Source organism: Micromonospora sp. R77, from assembly GCF_022747945.1.
In the GTDB taxonomy this organism is placed as follows: domain Bacteria; phylum Actinomycetota; class Actinomycetes; order Mycobacteriales; family Micromonosporaceae; genus Micromonospora.
This window is the reverse complement of the sequence record NZ_JALDST010000001.1, coordinates 2902945-2920022: the sequence shown is the minus strand read 5'-3', so window position 1 is coordinate 2920022 and position 17078 is coordinate 2902945. Positions and strand designations below refer to the sequence as shown.

Genomic DNA, 17078 nt, shown 5'->3' with positions numbered 1-17078 from the left:
GGCATGTCCCGGATCAAGGAGTTCAACCTCCCCGACCTCGGTGAGGGCCTGACCGAGGGCGAGATCCTCGCCTGGCTGGTCAAGGTGGGCGACGTCATCGAGCTGAACCAGCCGATCGTCGAGGTGGAGACGGCGAAGGCGGCCGTCGAGATCCCGGCGAAGTGGGCCGGCCAGGTGCGGGCGATCTTCCAGCCGGAGGGCACCACGGTCGAGGTCGGCACGCCGATCATCTCGATCGACACCGACCCGGGCGCCGGCCCGATCGAGGAGTCGACCACGGCCGCCCCGTCGTCGGCGCTGCCCACCCCGTCGGCGGCCTCGCTGGCGGCGGTGGAGATCGCCCCCGAGGAGGGCATGGTCGAGCCGGGCCTGATCGGTGGCGTGGCCCCGGGCGGCCGTACCGCCGTCCTGGTCGGCTACGGCCCCCGCAACGCCCCGGCCAAGCGCCGCCCGCGCAAGGGTGGCGTGCCGGCCCAACCCACCCCCACCCCCACCTCCGTCGATCATGGAGTTGTGGCGGGGAACAAGGCCACCCCGATCGCCACAAATGCGGCACCACAGCTCCATGATCGACGCAACGGTGGTGGCGGGCGGGCCGGTGGGCTGGTGCTGGCGAAGCCGCCGGTGCGCAAGCTCGCCAAGGACCTCGGCGTCGACCTGGCCACGCTGACCGGGTCGGGGCCGCTGGGGTCGATCACGCGGGAGGACGTACAGCGGGCGGCGAGCGGGACCCCGGCGGCGGCCGAGCCGCTGACGGTCGCGGCGCCGGCCACGGCCGCCGCGAGCTTCGGCGCGGACCGCGAGCAGCGCATCCCGGTCAAGGGGGTACGCAAGCTCACCGCCGAGAACATGTCCCGTTCGGCGTTCACCGCCCCGCACGTGACGGAGTTCCTGACCGTCGACGTGACCCGGGCGATGAAGGCCCTGGACCGGCTGCGCGAGCGGCGGGAGTGGCGGGACGTCCGGGTCTCGCCGCTGCTGCTGGTGGCGAAGGCGGTGCTGCTGGCGGTCAAGCGGTACCCGATGGTCAACTCGACCTGGGCCGGCGACGAGATCGTGGTCAAGGACTACGTCAACCTCGGGATCGCGGCGGCCACCGAGCGCGGCCTGATCGTGCCGAACATCAAGGACGCCGGGCGGCTCTCGCTGCGCGAACTGGCGGACGCGATGACCGCGCTGGTGCAGACGGCGAAGACCGGGAAGACCTCCCCGGCCGACATGTCCGGCGGCACGCTGACCATCACCAACGTCGGCGTCTTCGGCGTCGACACCGGTACGCCGATCCTGCCCCCCGGCGAGTCGGCCATCCTGGCCTTCGGCGCCGTACGCGAGATGCCGTGGGTGCACAAGGGCAAGGTCAAGCCGCGGCTGGTCACCACGCTCGGCCTCTCCTTCGACCACCGCATCATCGACGGGGAGCTGGGCTCGAAGTTCCTGCGCGACATCGGGGACTTCCTGGCCGATCCGGAGGCGGCGCTGCTCGCCTGGACCTGACGGTTCCACGCACCAGGCAACGGCCGGTGTGCCACGGGTGAACGCCCGGCACACCGGCCGTTGCCGTTGCGGGAAGAATCGTCGGCCCGGACCGGCTCTTGACCTACGATCCAAAGGTGCGTGGTTCAGCTCACCTAAGAATCGATGGAATTTGGCGGCGTTCTGCGCTTCAATAGAGACATCAAGGGGCCAACAACCGAATAGCCAGGAGGAGAGACCCGAGATGAGCATGATCGAGCGAATCCGCACCCGCCGCGACGCCAACCGCCGTGCCCGCGCCATCGAGCACGCGCTGCGTTCCGCCAACTCGCCCGCGGTCCGCGATGAGCTTCTCGCCATCGCCCAGCGTCACATGAGCTGACGCCCCGAAAACTTTCCTCACCTCCTCCAGTTCGAGGACCCGCCCGGTCGCACCGGGCGGGTCCTCGGCGTTTCGGGTGCGATTGACACCGGGATTCCACCTCGCCGCACCGCCCGGTACGGTGGGGCTCGGTCGCCACCCACCGGTCCGGCGCGCACCGCGAGCCGAGAGAAACCGATCGACACCGGTCGAGGACGGTGAGTGACGGCCGGTGCTCCCCGGACGCCTCCGGGCGGCCACCGGATACGGTGCGGGGAGCCCGCACGGCCGGTACCCGCCGGCGACGCCGGCAACCATGCCGACGGTCCCCGACCGGCATCGGCGGCCGACATGTGATGGAGGAGGCGCACCCATGACGTCCGAGGCCCCGCACCGCCCTGGCCAGGAGCCGGGCGAGGTGTCGTCGGGCGCCGGCGGACCGGCGCCGTACGGCGACCGCACGGCGCACCAGGACAACGGGTATCCCGGCTCCCCCGACCTCGGCTGGGCCCCGCCCCCGCCGGCTGGCCGGCCGAACCCGCCCGCCCCCGCCTGGGGACAGCAGGGTGACCAGCCGGCGACCGCCGCCTGGGGAGCCGCGCAGGTGCCGGCGCGGGGTGAGCCCGCCGGCTGGAACCCGCCCCAGCCCGCCTGGACTCCCCCGCAGGAGCAGGGTGGTCCCGCCCGGGCCGCCGCCGCCCCGCAGGAGCTGCCCACGCCGGCCTGGGTGAACCCACCCGAGGAGTCCGGCCCGCGTGGGCCGGGAACGCCGGCGAGCAGTCCCGCCCCGGCTGGGCCGGCCCGGCCGGTGGCGCCGGCGAGCAGCCCCAGCCCGGCTGGGCGCAGGCCGGTGAGCCCGCCGCCCGGGGTGCCGCGCAGGTGCCCGTCCCGGCCCCGCAGCAGCAGGACGCCCCCGCCCGCGACTGGGCCGGCGCACCGCAGCAGGACGAGCCGTCCCGCTCCGGCGGCTGGCAGCCCGCCCCCGAGGCCCAGGACGACCGCTCCGGCGGCTGGCCCGTGGGTGCCGCCGCCCAGCCGCAGGACGGCCCCGCCCGCCCGGCCGCCTGGCCCGTCGACGGCGAGCAGCCCGCCTGGGCACAGCAGAGTGGACCGGGCGGCGATCAACCCGCCTGGGCACAGCAGAGTGGACCGGGCAGCGACCAGCCCGCCTGGGCACAGCCGGGCGGACCGGTCGGCTGGGCGACGGCAAGCGAGCCCGCGGCGCGGTGCCGCGCAGGTGTCGGCCCCGGCGGCGCAGCCGCGCGAGGCGTGGGGGGCGACGCCCGCCCCGCAGCAGGAGGACCCGGCCCGCTCCGGCGGCTGGCCCACCCCGGCCCGGCAGGACGACGGTGAGCAGGGCTCCTGGAACCCGGGCACCGGCCAGGAACATGACGAATCGGTCCGCTCCGGCGGCTGGGAGGCCGGCACCGCGCACGCGCGCGACGACGACCCCGACCGCTCCGGCGGGTGGGCCGCCGGCCGGGCCGCCGCCCGGGTGGAGCAGCAGCCGTCCTGGGGTGCCCCGGAGAACTCGCCGGCCCAGGGCTGGAGCGACGCACCGCAGCAGCAGGACGCCCCACCCCGGACTGGGGCGGGCCCGACGAGCCGGCGCAGTCCGGCGGCTGGGCGGCCGCGTCCGTACCGGCGCGGGACGAGCGATCGGACGCGCCGGAGTGGACCCCGCCGGGCAACGCCCGGGCCAGCGCCTCCGTGCCGGCCGGCGACGGCCGCCCGCCTGGGGCACCGCCCCGGACGCCGAGGCGCCGCAGTGGAACCGCCCCGAGCGGCCGGTCGTCCCCGAGGGCGAACCGTGGTCGCCGGACGAGGTGTGGGGCCGGGCCGCCGAGGCCGAGCCCGCTGCGGCGCAGTCCACCGGCTGGGACCAGGGCCGCGCCGAGGAACCGCCGGCCTACCAGCCGAGCCTCGGCCCGGGCATCTCGCCGGAGAACGCGGTGCCGCTGCCCCGACAGGAGCAGCGGGTGCCCGGGGCCAGCCTGGCCGCCGCACCCCCGGCCGACTACGCGCCGCCGGCCAGTTCGGCCCGCCGGAGCACGGTGGCGCGCCGCAGGCGTACGAGCCGCAGCGGGCGGGCGGTTGGGGCGGTGGCGAGCCGGCACACGAGGAGCCGCAGTCGCCGGCCGGACCGGTGGTGCCGGCCCCGCGTACCCCCCGAGTCGGGAGCCGGTGGGCGGGCGTCCGTACCCCCGGCGGAGCCCGGCGGAGCGGGCAGCGTCTCGGCGAGCGCGTCCGTGCCGCTGGCCAGCCGGGTGACGCCCCCCACCGACCAGGTCCAGCTGCCCGGCGGCACCGCGGCCCCGCAGCCCCGGGTGTACGGCCGACCGGCCCGTCCCGAGCCCGAGGAGGGCCCCGGGCAGGACGGCCCGGACGGTCACCCCGAGCAGGGCGGGCAGCCCCACTTCGACGAGCCCGAGCCGCACCGGAACGCCTTCACCGACGCGCCACCGGTGCCCTCCGCGCCGCCGTCCTCGCCCGCCGGTCCGCCGCCCTTCCCGCCCGGCGTGCCGTCGTTCGTGGACCAGCCCGCCAACAACCGCCCGGTCAACGGGGTGCATCCGCACAACGACGACCGTCCCGCGGACCAGTTCGGCGACCCCTTCGGTGGTCCCGGCGGTCCCGGCGACCCCTTCGCCGGTCCAGGCGGTCAGCGTGACTCCTTCGTGGGCCAGAACGGTCCGCGTGACCCGTTCGGCGGCCCCGGTGGTCCCGGCGACCCGTTCGGCGGGCCCGGGAATCCGGGCGACCCGTTCGGCGGGCCCGGGGACGCGTTCGCGGGTCCGGGCGCCGGTCGCGCCTCGGTGAACGGTCCGGGTGGCTTCCCGCCGCCGTCCCAGACCGCCCCGCCGGCCTGGCAGCAGCAGCAGAGCCCTGGCAGCGGAGAATCCGACCAGGGCCGCTTCGACGCCTTCAAGCCCGAGGCCGAGCCGAAGACCGAGGCACCCGCGCCGAAGGTACGCAACGGCAAGGTGCTGGCCCTGGTGCTGATCGCGGCGGTGCTCATCCTGGCCGTCCCGCTGGGCCTGCTCACCCTGCTCGGCAAGATCGGCGGCGACGACAAGCCGGCCGCGTTCGACCCGGCGGTGGGCTCCTGCGTCAAGCAGTCCGGCCAGAGCGCGGTCGCCGTCGAGTGCGGTCAGCCGGACGCCTTCACCGTCGTGTCGAAGGTGGACGCCAAGGAGAAGTGCCCCGACCCGGCGCAGCCGCAGGTGATGCTGCAGGGTGACGTACCGAACAAGGTGCTCTGCCTGAAGCCGGCCGCCGGCAAGTAACAGCTCCGCCCGGTCCCGCCGTACCGAAAGCGCCCGTCCCGACCTGGGACGGGCGCTTTCGGTTGTCGTGGGCGGGTCGGGCGCGCTGTCGGGTCGGCCACGGCCCCGGGTCGGCCGCCGTCGGACATGGCAGGCTTGTCGGCATGAGTGCACGAGTACGCGCCCCCGAGCTGCGCGGCCGGGGCTGGCTGAACACCGGCGGCAAGGACCTGCGGCTGGCCGACCTGCGGGGTCGGATCGTCCTGCTGGATTTCTGGACCTTCTGCTGCATCAACTGCCTGCACGTGCTCGACGAGCTCCGCCCGCTGGAGGAGAAGTACGGCGACGTGCTGGTCGTGATCGGCGTGCACTCGCCCAAGTTCGAGCACGAGAAGGACCCGGACGCGCTCGCCGCGGCCGTCGAGCGGTACGGCGTGCACCACCCGGTGCTCGACGACCCCGAGCTGGACATGTGGCAGCAGTACGCGGCGAAGGCCTGGCCGACCCTGTCCGTGGTCGACCCCGAGGGTTACGTGGTCGCCACCATGGCCGGCGAGGGGCACGCCGAAGGGCTGTCCCGGCTGATCGACGACCTGATCGCCACCCACGAGGCGAAGGGCACCCTGCACCGCGGCGACGGCCCGTACGTCCCGCCGGCCGAGCCCGAGACCACCCTGCGCTTCCCCGGCAAGGCGGTGGTGCTCGACGGCGGCAACCTGCTGGTCTCCGACTCGGCCCGGCACTCCCTGGTGGAGCTGGCCCCGGACGGCGAGAAGCTGCTCCGCCGGATCGGCTCCGGTGCCCGGGGCCACGCCGACGGTCCGGCGGAGACCGCGACCTTCTCCGAGCCGCAGGGGCTCTGCCTGCTCCCCGCGCACGCCGCCGAGGTGGCCGGGTACGACCTGGTCGTCGCGGACACCGTCAACCACCTGCTGCGCGGGGTGAAGCTGGCCACCGGTGAGGTGGTCACCGTCGCCGGCACCGGCCGGCAGTGGCGCTCCACGGTCGACGACCACGCCCACGACGCCCGGGTCGTCGACCTCTCCTCCCCCTGGGACGTCGCCTGGTACGACGACCGGATCGTCATCGCGATGGCCGGCATCCACCAGCTCTGGTGGTTCGACCCGATCAGGCGGACCGCCGGCATGTACGCGGGCACCACCGTCGAGGCGCTGCGCGACGGCCCCCTGCCGGACGTCTGGATGGCGCAGCCGTCCGGCCTCTCCGTCTCCGCCGACGGCACGCGGCTCTGGATCGCCGACAGCGAGACCAGCGCCGTCCGGTACGTCGAGGACGGGGTGCTGCACACCTCGGTCGGGCAGGGCCTCTTCGACTTCGGGCACGTGGACGGGCCGGCCGACCGGGCACTGCTCCAGCACCCGCTGGGGGTGTGCGCGCTGCCCGACGGCTCGGTGCTGGTCGCCGACACGTACAACGGGGCGGTGCGCCGCTTCGACCCGGCGACCGGCCAGGTCGGCACGGTGGCGGACGGCCTGGCCGAGCCGAGCGACCTGGTGCTGACCGCCGACGGCGAGGTGCTGGTGGTCGAGTCGGCCGCGCACCGGCTGACCCGGCTCGCCCCGGGCGCGCTGACCGCCGCCGGGGCGAACACGGTCGACGGCCCCCGGCACCGGCTGGAACGCAAGCCGACCGACGTGGCGCCGGGTGAGCTGACCCTGGACGTGATCTTCACCCCGGCGCCGGGTCAGAAGCTGGACGACACGTACGGCCCGTCGACCCGGCTGGTGGTCTCGGCGTCCCCGCCGGAGCTGCTGCTGGAGGGGGCGGGCACCACCACCGACCTGTCCCGTCGGCTGGTGGTCGACGGCACGGTGGACGGCGGCGTGCTGCAGGTGACCGCCCAAGCCGCCACCTGCGACGCGGACGTCGAACACGCCGCCTGCCACCTCACCCGGCAGGACTGGGGCGTCCCCGTCCGCGTGGTCGACGGCGGCACCACCCGCCTCCCCCTCATCCTCCGCGGCCTAGACACCTGACCCCCACCCCCCGCCCCGCCCCCCCGCCCCCGCCCGAGGCTTCCCGCAGTTTCACGGAATCAGTGCCTTCCGAACGGAGAATGGCCCCTGATTCCGTGAATTTGGCGCCGAGCTTGGGCGGGCGGGGGCGGGAGGGGAGGGGCGGGGCGGGTCAGGCGAAGGGGGTGAGGGTGGTGCCGGCGTTGAGGAGGGCGGCGCGGACGAGTTCGGCGGAGCGTACGGCGCCGGGGGTGTCGCCGTGCAGGCAGATCGACTCGACCGGGCAGGGGACGACGGTCCCGTCGACCGCGACGACGGTGCCCTCGGTGGCCATCCGGACGGCCCGTTCGGCGATCTGGTCGGGGTCGGTGACCAGGGCGTTCGCCGCACTTCGGGGCACCAGCGAGCCGTTGGGCCGGTAGTTGCGGTCGGCGAAGCCCTCGGCGATCACGCGGAGTCCGGCGCCGACGGCGAGTTGGGCCAGCACCGAGCCGGGCGGGCAGAGCAGCGGCAGCTCGTAGTCGTATCCGCTGACGGCGGCGACCAGCGCGGCGGCCTGGGCCTCGTCGCAGGCCACCGCGTGGTAGAGCGCCCCGTGCGGCTTGAGGTAGCGCACCCGGGTGCGGTAGAGCCGGCAGAACGCGTCGAGCGCGCCGAGCTGGTAGATCGTCTCGTCGCGCAGCTCAGCGAAGTCGTACGCGATGGCCCGGCGGCCGAAGCCGGCGAGGTCCCGGTAGCCGACCTGGGCGCCGACGGCGACGCCGCGGCGCGCGGCGCCCTCGCAGACCCGGTGCATGGTGGCCGGGTCGCCGCCGTGGAAGCCGCACGCCACGTTGGCCGACGTGATGAGGTCCAGCAGCGCCTCGTCGTCGCCGAGCCGCCAGATGCCGAATCCCTCGCCGAGGTCAGCGTTGAGGTCCATGGAACCTCACCGTAGTCCCTGGGCGGGCCTGCGCGAGCCCGGTCACGTCGGCCACCACCCCGATGACGGGGTAGCCGCCGGTGGTGGGGTGGTCGGCGAGGAAGACCAGCGGCTGCCCGTCGGCCGGCACCTGCACCGCACCGAGCACCAGTCCCTCGCTGGGCAGTTCCCCGGCGACCGCGCGGGGCAGGGCCGCGCCGGTCAGTCGCGCGCCGACCCGGTTGCTCACCGGACTGACCGTGTACGCGGTGCCGCACAGCAACTCCAGCGCGGCCGGGGCGAACCAGTCGTGGCGGGGGCCGGGGCGGAGGGTGAGCCGCAGCTCGGCGGGGACGGCCGGCAGCACCACCTCGTCGACGGGCGCGGGTGGCCCGAGGGCCGGGCCGAGCGGCAGCCGGTCGCCGTCGCGCAGCCGGGCCGGCCCGAGGCCGGCGAGGGTGTCGGTGGACCTGCTGCCCAGCACCGGCGGTACGGCGATCCCGCCGGAGACCGCCAGCCAGGTACGCACCCCGGCGCGGGCCGGCCCGACCCGCAGCACCGCCCCGGCGGGGAGCGCGAGGACCCGTCCCACGTCCGCCGCGCGCTCCGCCCCGGCACCGGGCCGCCCGTCGCGGGTTCCGCCGGTCGGTGCGTACCGGATCCGGAGGTCGGCGGGCGCGCCGGTGAGGGCGACGGTGGTGGCCCGGGTGAACCGCAGCTCGCAGCCGGTGAGGGTGATCTCCAGGCCGGCGGCGTTCTCCGGGTTGCCGACGAGCCGGTTGGCCAGCCGCAGTGCCGCCGGGTCGAGCGCGCCGGAGCGGGGCACGCCGAGGTGGGCGTACCCGGGTCGGCCCTGGTCCTGCACGGTGGTGAGCGCACCGGCCCGGAGCACTTCGATCATGAGCGGGCGACCAGGCGGACCCGGGTGCCGGGGGTGAGCCGGGCCGGCGGGTCCGCGTGCACGTCGAACAGGACCAGGTCGGTCCGGCCGACCAGCAGCCAGCCGCCGGGGGACGCGCTGGGATAGATCCCGGCGTACGGGCCGGCGAGCGCCACCGACCCGGCCGGCACCCGGGGGCGGGGGGTGGCCAGCCGGGGCACGGCCAGCCCGGCCGGCAGCCCGGTCAGGTACGCAAAGCCGGGCGCGAACCCGCAGAACGCCACCCGGAACTCGGTCCGTCGCAGCCGCCGCACCACCTCGGTCACGTCGACGCCCCAGTGGCGGGCGACGACGGGCAGGTCCTCCCCGTCGTACACCGTGGGGACCTCGACCTGGTCGGTGGCGGCCGTGGTGGTCGTCGGGCGTGGCGTCCAACCGGCGATGAGCGCGGCGGTCGCCGCCGGGTCGGGTACGCCGTCGAGCAGGACGGTGGCGGCGGCCGGGACGATCTCGACGGCGGTCAGCTCGCCCGCGTCGCGGCGGTGCCACAGCTCGGCCCGCCACGCCTGCACCTGGTCGGGGTCTTCGCAGTCGAGCAGCAGGGCGTGTGCGCCGACGGGTCGGATCCGCATCCCGCCATACTCGCGGACGCGGTGGGCGGCCGGGTTCCCCGGGTGGGGCCGGTCGGGTGAAGCACCAAACCATTCTCGGGAAGCCTCACACACTACTTGAAAGTAACCTACGGTGCCGTAGCCTGATGGGCGTGACTACCTCCGCACCGCTTCGGCTCAAGCCGGTCGACATCGGTAAACCCCGGATGCGCGGCTGGCTGCACACGTACGCGTTCTTCGTCGCGGTCGTCTGCGGCATCGTCCTCTGCTCGATCGCGGCCAGCCGGCCCGGCTGGGCGCCCCTGGTCAGCTGCCTCGTCTACAGCCTGACCGTGTGCGGGCTCTTCGGCACCAGCGCCCTCTACCACCGGCGGGTCTGGTCCGAGCGCGGCTACCAGATCATGCGCCGGATGGACCACTCGATGATCTTCGTGTTCATCGCCGGCACGTACACGCCGTTCTGCGCCCTGCTGCTGGACACCCGGCACGCCACCGTCATGCTCAGCCTGGTCTGGGGCGGGGCGCTGGCCGGCGTGGCGGTCAAGCTGATCTGGCCGCACGCGCCGCGCTGGGTCTCCGCGCCGCTCTACCTGGCCCTCGGCTGGGTCGCCGTGACGATGCTGCCCGAGATCCTGCACTCCGGCGGGGTCACCGCGCTGGTGCTGCTGAGCGTCGGCGGCGTGATCTACAGCGTGGGCGCGGTCTTCTACGCACTGCGCCGGCCCAACCCGTGGCCCACCGTCTTCGGGCACCACGAGTTCTTCCACGCCTGCACCCTGCTGGCCGCGATCTGCCACCACGTCGCCATCTACTTCGCGCTCTTCGCCTGACCTGGGCACAGAAATCGGGGGCCCCGCGCCGTTGCGGGGCCCCCGAGGTCTCGGGTCGATCAGGCCGGGTAACCCGGGCGGCGCACCTCGCGGTACTCCTCGCGCACGACCCGGCCGTCCTGCACCGGCACGGTCGGGTCGGCGACGACGCGCTGCCGCACCGGCGCGGCCACCACGCGGCGACGGGTGTTCCAGAAGTAGAGGGTCAGGGCCAGACCGACGAGGCCGACCAGCATCAGCACCCAGCCGACGACGTGCAGGTCGAGCCACCCCAGGTTGGCGTTGACGGCGAACGCGAAGATCGCACCCAGTGCGATCATAAAGATGCTGGCACCGATGCCCATGACGTCGCCTCCTTGGCGTTGCGCTGGCGTTTGCTACCCGCCGCGGCCACGGATGAGGTAGCGGCATCCATCGACTTACCCAGGCACTTCCATCGCCAATCAGGCAAGCTGTGCAGATGACGGACGGCAGGACCCAGGAGCGGACACTGGTGCTGCTCCGGCACGCCAAGGCCGAACAGTCCCCGGGCACCCCGGACGCGGAACGCCGGTTGACCGCCCGGGGGCACGCCGACGCCGCCGCGGCCGGCGCGTGGCTCGCCCGGCACGCACTCCTGCCCGACGTGGTGCTCTGCTCCGCCGCGCGGCGCACCCGGCAGACCTGGCACGGGGTGGCGCTGGGCATGACGGGATCCCCGCCGGAAGGAGGGCCGGCGGGGTCGTCACCGCTGGTGCGCTACGAGCCGGCCGCGTACGAGGCGAGCCCGGAACAGCTGCTGGAGCTGGTCCGGTCGGTGTCGCCGACGGTCGGGACGGTGCTGCTGGTGGCCCACAACCCGGGCATCTCGCTGCTCTCCGCGCTGTTGGACCCGGACCGGGCCGACCAGGACGGCCTGCGCACCACCGACCTGGTGGTGCACCGCCCGACCAACCCCTGGTCCGAACTCACCCACGCCCCCATCACCACCCGCCACACCGCACGCGGCTGAGGTGCAAGGAGGGGCCCCCCGTTAACGCATTCGGTTGTACCGGGGCCCCCTGTTAACACTCTGCCCGGCCGTACGGGTCAGGACGGCGGGGCGGTGGGCGGCGGCGGGTCGGGCGGCGGGGGCATCATCGCGGTCGGGTGGGAGAGCCGGTTCTCCTCCACGATCAGCGTGCGCGCCCGCTTGCGCCGGTCCTGCCAGAACCAGAGCGTGGTCAGCAGCACGGCCAGCCCGGCCAGGATGAACACCCAGCCGACCGCGCGCAGGTCGATCCACCAGACGTTGGCCCGGATGGCGAAGGTCATGATCGCGCCGAGCGCGATGAGAAAGATGCCGCTACCAATGCCCATGTGCGCTGCACTCCCCTGTGCGATGGCCCTTGGGCGTGCTCCTGACGTGGTCCGCGACGGTTACCCGCCAGGCGGCCGGCCTACCGGCCCCGACCCGCATTTCCGACCCGGCCTCCTCGATACGGGAAGCACGACGGCGGCCGGCGAGCTGTCGCTCGCCGGCCGCCGGGTCAGTGCCGGATCCCCGAGGGGATCAGAACGCCTCCTCCGGGAGGTCCATGATCTCCAGGTCGGCGCCCTCGATGATCCGCCGGTCGGCGCCGATGCGGGGCAGCACCTCGCGGGCGAAGAACCGGGCGGCGGCCACCTTGCCGGTGTAGAACGCCTTGTCGGTGGCGGAGACCTCACCGGCCAGCGCCTTCAGCGCCACGTCGGCCTGCTTCTGGAGCAGCCAGCCGACCACCAGGTCGCCGATGGCCAGCAGGAACCGGCGGCTGCTCAGGCCGACCTTGTAGAGGGCCCGGGCGTCGCCCGCCTGGGCCTCGCCCATCCAGCCGGTCATCACGCCGAGGATGTTCTGGATCTCGGCGAGCGCCTTGCCGAGCGCCTGCCGCTCCTCCTTGAGCTGGCCGTTGCCGCCCTCGGTGGCGATGAACTCCTGGATCTCGCCGGCGACCGCCATCAGGGCCTTGCCGTTGTCCCGGACGATCTTCCGGAAGATCAGGTCGAGGCTCTGGATCGCGGTGGTGCCCTCGTACAGGGTGTCGATCTTGGCGTCCCGGACGTACTGCTCCAGGGGGTAGTCCTGGAGGAAGCCGGAGCCGCCGAAGGTCTGCAGCGACTCGTGCCCGAGCAGCTCGTACGCCCGCTCCGAGCCGACACCCTTGACCAGCGGGAGGAGCAGGTCGTTGACCCGCTTGGCCAGCTTGGTGGCCTTCTCGTCGCCGGCCGCCTCGGCGATGGCGACCTTGTCCTGCCAGGAGGCGGTGTAGCAGACCAGGGCGCGCAGGCCCTCGGCGTAAGACTTCTGCAGCAGCAGGGAGCGGCGCACGTCCGGGTGGTGGGTGATGGTCACCCGGGGGGCGGTCTTGTCGGCCTGCTGGATCAGGTCGGCGCCCTGCACCCGGTTCTTGGCGTACTCCAGGGCGTTCAGGTAGCCGGTGGAGAGGGTGGCGATCGCCTTGGTGCCGACCATCATCCGGGCGTACTCGATGATCATGAACATCTGCCGGATGCCGTCGTGCTTCTCGCCCAGCAGCCAGCCCTTGGCCGGTACGCCGTGCTCGCCGAAGGTCACCTCGCAGGTGTTGGAGACCTTCAGGCCCATCTTGTGCTCGACGTTGGTGGCGTAGACACCGTTGCGCTCGCCCAGCTCGCCGGTCTCGGCGTCGAAGTGGTACTTCGGCACGACGAAGAGGGAGAGGCCCTTGGTGCCCGGGCCACCGACGCCCTCGACGCCGACCGGACGGGCCAGCACGTAGTGGACGATGTTGTCGCTCAGGTCGTGCTCACCCGAGGTGATGAAGCGCTTGACGCCCTCGATGTGCCAGGTGCCGTCCGGCTGCGGGATGGCCCGGGTGCGACCGGCGCCCACGTCCGAGCCGGCGTCCGGCTCGGTGAGCACCATGGTCGAGCCCCACTGCTTCTCGATGAAGAGCCGGGCCCACTTCTTCTGCTCCTCGGTGCCCTCGACGTGCAGCACGTGCGCGAAGGACGGGCCGGAGGCGTACATCCAGACGGGGGCGTTGGCGCCGAGGACCATCTCGGCGAGCGACCACCAGAGGGCGCGCGGCGCGTTGGTGCCGCCCAGGGCCTCGGGGAGGTCCAGCCGCCAGAACTCGGAGTCCATGAACGCCTGGAACGACTTCTTGAACGACTCGGGCAGCGGCGCGGTGTGCGTGGCCGGGTCGAAGACCGGCGGGTTGCGGTCGCTGTCCGTGTAGCTGGCGGCCAGGTCCTCGCGGGCCAGGCGGTCGACCTCGGAGAGGAAGCTACGGGCGGTGTCGACGTCCAGGTCCGTGTACGGCTCCTGGCCGAACGTCCGGTCCGCCCCGAAGACCTCGAACAGGTTGAACTCGAGGTCCCGAAGGTTGCTCTTGTAGTGGGTCATGCTCGCTGGCCCCGCTTCCGGACAGGTGTTACCGATCAGTAACCCCGACTGTATTACTCGCGGGTAGGCAACGACAAGCCGATCGAGGAAGTGACAGCGATTACACACCTGCGGTTCACCGGAGGGCGCTCAGCTCTCCGCCGCGCCGACCTCCCAGCTCGGCACGGCAGCACTCGGGGCACGGCGTGAGCCGGTGTACTCCATGAGCACCAGGGCGATGTCGTCGTCGAGCCGGCCGTGCACCCACTCGACCAGCGCGGTCTCCAGCGACGCCAGCCCGTCGCCGACCGTGCCGTGGCCGAGCAGCCGCCAGGCCCGGTCGGCCGTCGGGAAGAACTCGCCGTCCCGGCGGGCCTCACCCAGCCCGTCGGTGAAGAGCAGCAGGCGGTCGCCCGGTTCGAGCCGCTCGACCCGGGGACGGACCACCGGCATGAAGCCCAGCGGCGGCGCGGGCGCGGGTGGTTCGAGCGGGATCACCTGGCCCCGGCGCAGCAGCAGCGGCGCGGGATGACCGCAGTTGACGATGGTGAGGGTGCCGCCGCGCTCCTCGACCAGCGCGGCCGTGACGAAGTCCTCGTCGCCCACGTTGCGGGCCACCGCTCGGTCCAGGTCGGTCACCACGGCACGCAGGTCCGCCCGCTCGTACGCGACGTGCCGGTAGGAGCCGAGCACGATGCTGGCCAGCCGGACCGCGTCCAGCCCCTTGCCCCGGACGTCACCGATGATCATGCGGACGCCGTACGGGGTGTCCATCGCCTCGTACAGGTCGCCGCCGATCTCGGCGGTCGCCGTCGACGAGATGTAACGACCGGCCACCGAGAGGGTGCCCACCTGCGGACCGAGCGGCCGGAGCACCGCCTGCTGGGCCACCGCCGCCAGCTTGGACAACTCGGCGATCCGCTCCGCCTGCCCCTGCCGGACCGAGGCGACCGCCGCGGCGATCCCGGTGGCCAGGGCGATACCGGCGACGTTGACCGCGGTGACCAGCGACATGGTCCGCTCGGCGAGGGCGAACCCCGCCCCGATCAGGGTGGCCAGCGCGCCCACCCCGAGCACCACCCGCCAGGACGCCAGCGCGGCGGCGAGGAAGGGTGCCGCCACCATCAACGCCACATAGTGGGCGGGCCGGCCGTCGGCGAGTTCCACCGCCGAGACGAGTGCGAGCACCGCGAGGGCCGCGCCGAGGCCGGCGCGGGATCCGGGACTCAGTGGGCCTCGGCCCGACTGGAAGGGTTGCGTGCGTACATCGGACAGCATGCCTGATCGACGTGAACAGGTGAATGAACCTGGCCCGTCGTCCGAGGACGTTCTGCCCGGCCGGATGCCGCCACCGACCCGATCGCCGCCGGTCACCCGATCAGCCGAGCACCTCGTACTTGACGTCGACCGCGCCGAGGTCGACCGAGGCGATGGCCGCGAAGGCGGCCCGGGAGAGGTCGATGCAGCGACCGTCGACGTACGGCCCGCGGTCGTTGATCCGGACGACGACGGATTTGCCGTTTGCCGGGTTGGTCACCCGCACCCTGGTGTTGAAGGGCAGCGTCTTGTGCGCGGCGGTGAGCGCGTCCGGGTTGAAGGTCTCCCCGTTGGCGGTCATCTGCCCCTCGTCATAGAAGGAGGCGCCGCAGGAGCCGCTCTCGAGGACCTTGACGGCCGGGGCGGCCTTCTTCTTCGTCGCCGTGGCGGTCGGCCGGGGGATGGCGGTCCGCACCTTGCTGCGGGACGCCGCCTGGGTCCGGGTGGCCTTCGGGCTCGGCGAGGTGGCCGTCGGCGACGGGCTGAGGCTCGGCGCGACCGACTCGCTGGGCGAGGGGGACGCGGAACTGGGGGCGAGGGTGCTGGGCAGCGCCTCCGCCACGGCCGGTTCGGGCGTGGCCGGACCGGAGGTGAGCTGGACCGCACCGACGGTGCCGCCGACGGCGAGTGCCACCCCGACCGCGGCGGTGGCCGCGATGCCGGCCGGCGAGGAGAACTTGCGGTTGCGGAAGTGCCTACCAGCCACCGGCCGGATCCTTTCGTCAGCGGAACGAACGGGTCGGACCGTAGCGAGAGAAGCACTTCCGAAGTCAACGTGATCATGGTGGTATGCCCGTGTTTACCCTGGTACGTGTAGCCGATCGGCCGAGGTCGACTGGCCCGATCGGGGGAATGATCGCTGGCCGGAGCCGGTGCGTCATCGCCCGACGTCGGTGCCTCAGGATGGGATGGTGCTGAACGATCGTCTGGTCGAGCTGTTCCGCTGGGTCGACCCCGGCCCGGGCAGCGATCATCTGGTCAGCGACGTCTCCGGCTGGTGGCGCGACCCGGGGGTGCTGGCCGCGCTCGGTCCCGCCCTGGTGGCGCCCTTCCGGCCGGCCCGCCCGACGGTGGTGCTCGCCCCGGCGGTCACCGGCGTGCTGCTCGGTCCGCTCGCCGCGACCGCCCTGGGGGTGGGTTTCGTGCCGGCGTACAAGGCCGGCGACGGGCGACTGCCGGCCGGGGCGGTGAGCTGGGCGCAGAGCCCGCCCGACTTCCGTGGTCGGCAGGTCACCCTCGGCGTACGGGACCGGCACCTCGGACCCGGCGACCGGGTGCTGCTCGTCGACGACTGGGTGGCCACCGGCGCCCAACTGCGCGCGCTGCACGACATCTGCGCGCGGCGCGGCGCCGAGGTCGTCGGCACCGCCGCCGTGGTCGCCGACTGCCCACCCCAGGTCGCCACCGAGCTGGGGGTGCACGCCCTGGTCGACGCCGAGCGCCTGCTGGCCTGACGCGCACCGCCCACCACCGCGACCCGGCCCGACGGCGCCCGCCCGGGTCGACCGGTTCGGAGGCTCAGCCGACGAACTCCTCCACGGCCGTGCAGACACGGCCCAGCACCTCGGCGGAGCGGGCCAGCGGGCCGGGGACCAGCAGCGAGTGGTCGGCACGCGAAATGCCGCGACGTGCCACCGGAGGCCCGGCTAGCCTCGGCAGGATGTGGCCCCGGATCGGTGGACTCCGCACGCTCGCCCTCGGCACGCCCGGCGAGCTGCGCGCCACCCTCAACACCCTGGTGCTGGCCGGCGTGAAGACCGCGACCGCCGGCCTGAGCACCGAGTACGCCGAGGAGAACGAGGAACTGGAGCACGTCGGCGAACGGCTCGCCCTGGTCGACGATCACGACGCGCTGGTCGGCGTGGTCGAGGTGACCGGGGTCGAGGTGGTCCGCCTCGCCGACGTCCCGTGGGACTTCGCCCGCTCGGAGGGCGAGGGTGACCGGTCGATCGAGGAGTGGCGGGAGGGTCACTCCGCCTACTGGGCCCGGCAGGGCACCCCGGTCACCGACGACAGCGAGATCGTCTGCATCCGGTTCCGGCTGGTCTCCACCGGCGACGCCGTCACCACCGGCGACCTCAGCACCTGAGTGGCGA

The 17078-nt window shown here is 73.8% G+C and carries 17 protein-coding genes; 9 read left to right on the top strand and 8 right to left on the bottom strand.

What is annotated here, in order from left to right; all coding sequences use genetic code 11:
• Positions 1–3: 3 nt before the first annotated feature.
• The 5 genes from MRQ36_RS13510 (at position 4) to MRQ36_RS13490 (ending at position 7097) form a co-directional block, all read left to right on the top strand.
• A complete protein-coding gene (locus tag MRQ36_RS13510; RefSeq protein ID WP_242801083.1) occupies positions 4–1494 on the top strand; it encodes a dihydrolipoamide acetyltransferase family protein in 1491 nt (496 codons plus the stop codon).
• A gap of 223 nt (positions 1495–1717) precedes the next feature.
• Positions 1718–1855, top strand: a complete 138-nt coding sequence (locus MRQ36_RS13505) for a hypothetical protein (RefSeq protein ID WP_242795666.1) — start codon at positions 1718–1720, stop codon at positions 1853–1855.
• Positions 1856–2713: 858 nt separating this feature from the next.
• On the top strand, positions 2714–3187 hold the full coding sequence (locus MRQ36_RS13500) for a hypothetical protein (protein ID WP_242795664.1): 474 nt from the start codon (positions 2714–2716) through the stop codon (positions 3185–3187).
• A 320-nt stretch (positions 3188–3507) separates the two neighbouring features.
• Complete coding sequence (locus tag MRQ36_RS13495; RefSeq protein ID WP_242795645.1) at positions 3508–5121, top strand: hypothetical protein; 1614 nt, start codon at positions 3508–3510, stop codon at positions 5119–5121.
• A 143-nt stretch (positions 5122–5264) separates the two neighbouring features.
• Positions 5265–7097: an NHL domain-containing thioredoxin family protein gene (locus MRQ36_RS13490; RefSeq protein ID WP_242795643.1), complete on the top strand. Its 1833-nt coding sequence runs from the start codon at positions 5265–5267 to the stop codon at positions 7095–7097.
• A 151-nt stretch (positions 7098–7248) separates the two neighbouring features.
• On the opposite strand, the gene MRQ36_RS13485 is transcribed toward MRQ36_RS13490, so the two are convergent.
• The 3 genes from MRQ36_RS13485 to MRQ36_RS13475 are packed head-to-tail and all read right to left on the bottom strand — an operon-like array spanning position 7249 to position 9489.
• On the bottom strand, positions 7249–7998 hold the full coding sequence (locus tag MRQ36_RS13485; protein ID WP_242795640.1) for a LamB/YcsF family protein: 750 nt from the start codon (positions 7996–7998) through the stop codon (positions 7249–7251).
• Positions 7982–8878, bottom strand: coding sequence for a biotin-dependent carboxyltransferase family protein (locus tag MRQ36_RS13480; protein WP_242795637.1), 897 nt, complete (start codon positions 8876–8878; stop codon positions 7982–7984). Before MRQ36_RS13480 ends, MRQ36_RS13485 begins: the two co-directional genes overlap by 17 nt.
• Positions 8875–9489: an allophanate hydrolase subunit 1 gene (locus tag MRQ36_RS13475; RefSeq protein WP_242795635.1), complete on the bottom strand. Its 615-nt coding sequence runs from the start codon at positions 9487–9489 to the stop codon at positions 8875–8877. Before MRQ36_RS13475 ends, MRQ36_RS13480 begins: the two co-directional genes overlap by 4 nt.
• 131 nt (positions 9490–9620) lie before the next feature.
• Between MRQ36_RS13475 and MRQ36_RS13470 the strand changes: the two genes are divergently transcribed.
• A complete protein-coding gene (locus tag MRQ36_RS13470) occupies positions 9621–10298 on the top strand; it encodes a hemolysin III family protein (protein WP_242795632.1) in 678 nt (225 codons plus the stop codon).
• A gap of 59 nt (positions 10299–10357) precedes the next feature.
• Here MRQ36_RS13470 and MRQ36_RS13465 read toward each other — a convergent pair whose 3' ends face one another.
• Entirely contained in the window at positions 10358–10642 is a 285-nt protein-coding gene (locus MRQ36_RS13465; RefSeq protein WP_242795630.1) for a DUF6458 family protein, read from the bottom strand.
• 116 nt (positions 10643–10758) lie between these two features.
• On the opposite strand from MRQ36_RS13465, the gene MRQ36_RS13460 reads away from it, so the two are divergent.
• Positions 10759–11289 carry a histidine phosphatase family protein gene (locus tag MRQ36_RS13460; protein ID WP_242795628.1) on the top strand — a complete coding sequence of 177 codons (531 nt, stop codon included), beginning with the start codon at positions 10759–10761 and terminating at the stop codon, positions 11287–11289.
• Positions 11290–11366: 77 nt separating this feature from the next.
• Here the strand turns inward: MRQ36_RS13460 and MRQ36_RS13455 are convergent, their stop codons facing one another.
• From MRQ36_RS13455 to MRQ36_RS13440, 4 genes are all read right to left on the bottom strand, one after another.
• Complete coding sequence (locus tag MRQ36_RS13455; RefSeq protein ID WP_067300694.1) at positions 11367–11636, bottom strand: DUF6458 family protein; 270 nt, start codon at positions 11634–11636, stop codon at positions 11367–11369.
• Between the two features lie 193 nt (positions 11637–11829).
• The gene (locus MRQ36_RS13450; protein WP_242795625.1) at positions 11830–13686 is read right to left on the bottom strand and encodes an acyl-CoA dehydrogenase; all 1857 of its coding nucleotides are present in this window, start codon (positions 13684–13686) and stop codon (positions 11830–11832) included.
• A gap of 129 nt (positions 13687–13815) precedes the next feature.
• Positions 13816–14943, bottom strand: a complete 1128-nt coding sequence (locus MRQ36_RS13445; RefSeq protein ID WP_242795624.1) for a PP2C family protein-serine/threonine phosphatase — start codon at positions 14941–14943, stop codon at positions 13816–13818.
• A gap of 100 nt (positions 14944–15043) precedes the next feature.
• Positions 15044–15688: a septal ring lytic transglycosylase RlpA family protein gene (locus tag MRQ36_RS13440; RefSeq protein WP_242795622.1), complete on the bottom strand. Its 645-nt coding sequence runs from the start codon at positions 15686–15688 to the stop codon at positions 15044–15046.
• A gap of 202 nt (positions 15689–15890) precedes the next feature.
• On the opposite strand from MRQ36_RS13440, the gene MRQ36_RS13435 reads away from it, so the two are divergent.
• Both MRQ36_RS13435 and MRQ36_RS13430 read left to right on the top strand, forming a co-directional pair.
• On the top strand, positions 15891–16436 hold the full coding sequence (locus tag MRQ36_RS13435) for a phosphoribosyltransferase family protein (protein ID WP_242795620.1): 546 nt from the start codon (positions 15891–15893) through the stop codon (positions 16434–16436).
• Positions 16437–16642: 206 nt separating this feature from the next.
• Entirely contained in the window at positions 16643–17071 is a 429-nt protein-coding gene (locus MRQ36_RS13430; RefSeq protein ID WP_242795619.1) for an ASCH domain-containing protein, read from the top strand.
• The last annotated feature ends 7 nt before the right edge of the window (positions 17072–17078 follow it).

Excerpts from the sequence above, each read along its gene's own strand:
- MRQ36_RS13510 (WP_242801083.1), top strand. The coding sequence starts at position 4 with ATGTCCCGGATCAAGGAGTTCAACCTCCCCGACCTCGGTGAGGGCCTG.
- MRQ36_RS13505 (WP_242795666.1), top strand. The coding sequence starts at position 1,718 with ATGAGCATGATCGAGCGAATCCGCACCCGCCGCGACGCCAACCGCCGT.
- MRQ36_RS13490 (WP_242795643.1), top strand. The coding sequence starts at position 5,265 with ATGAGTGCACGAGTACGCGCCCCCGAGCTGCGCGGCCGGGGCTGGCTG.
- MRQ36_RS13485 (WP_242795640.1), bottom strand. The coding sequence starts at position 7,998 with ATGGACCTCAACGCTGACCTCGGCGAGGGATTCGGCATCTGGCGGCTC.
- MRQ36_RS13480 (WP_242795637.1), bottom strand. The coding sequence starts at position 8,878 with ATGATCGAAGTGCTCCGGGCCGGTGCGCTCACCACCGTGCAGGACCAG.
- MRQ36_RS13475 (WP_242795635.1), bottom strand. The coding sequence starts at position 9,489 with ATGCGGATCCGACCCGTCGGCGCACACGCCCTGCTGCTCGACTGCGAA.
- MRQ36_RS13465 (WP_242795630.1), bottom strand. The coding sequence starts at position 10,642 with ATGGGCATCGGTGCCAGCATCTTTATGATCGCACTGGGTGCGATCTTC.
- MRQ36_RS13460 (WP_242795628.1), top strand. The coding sequence starts at position 10,759 with ATGACGGACGGCAGGACCCAGGAGCGGACACTGGTGCTGCTCCGGCAC.
- MRQ36_RS13455 (WP_067300694.1), bottom strand. The coding sequence starts at position 11,636 with ATGGGCATTGGTAGCGGCATCTTTCTCATCGCGCTCGGCGCGATCATG.
- MRQ36_RS13450 (WP_242795625.1), bottom strand. The coding sequence starts at position 13,686 with ATGACCCACTACAAGAGCAACCTTCGGGACCTCGAGTTCAACCTGTTC.
- MRQ36_RS13445 (WP_242795624.1), bottom strand. The coding sequence starts at position 14,943 with ATGCTGTCCGATGTACGCACGCAACCCTTCCAGTCGGGCCGAGGCCCA.
- MRQ36_RS13435 (WP_242795620.1), top strand. The coding sequence starts at position 15,891 with ATGGTGCTGAACGATCGTCTGGTCGAGCTGTTCCGCTGGGTCGACCCC.
- MRQ36_RS13430 (WP_242795619.1), top strand. The coding sequence starts at position 16,643 with ATGTGGCCCCGGATCGGTGGACTCCGCACGCTCGCCCTCGGCACGCCC.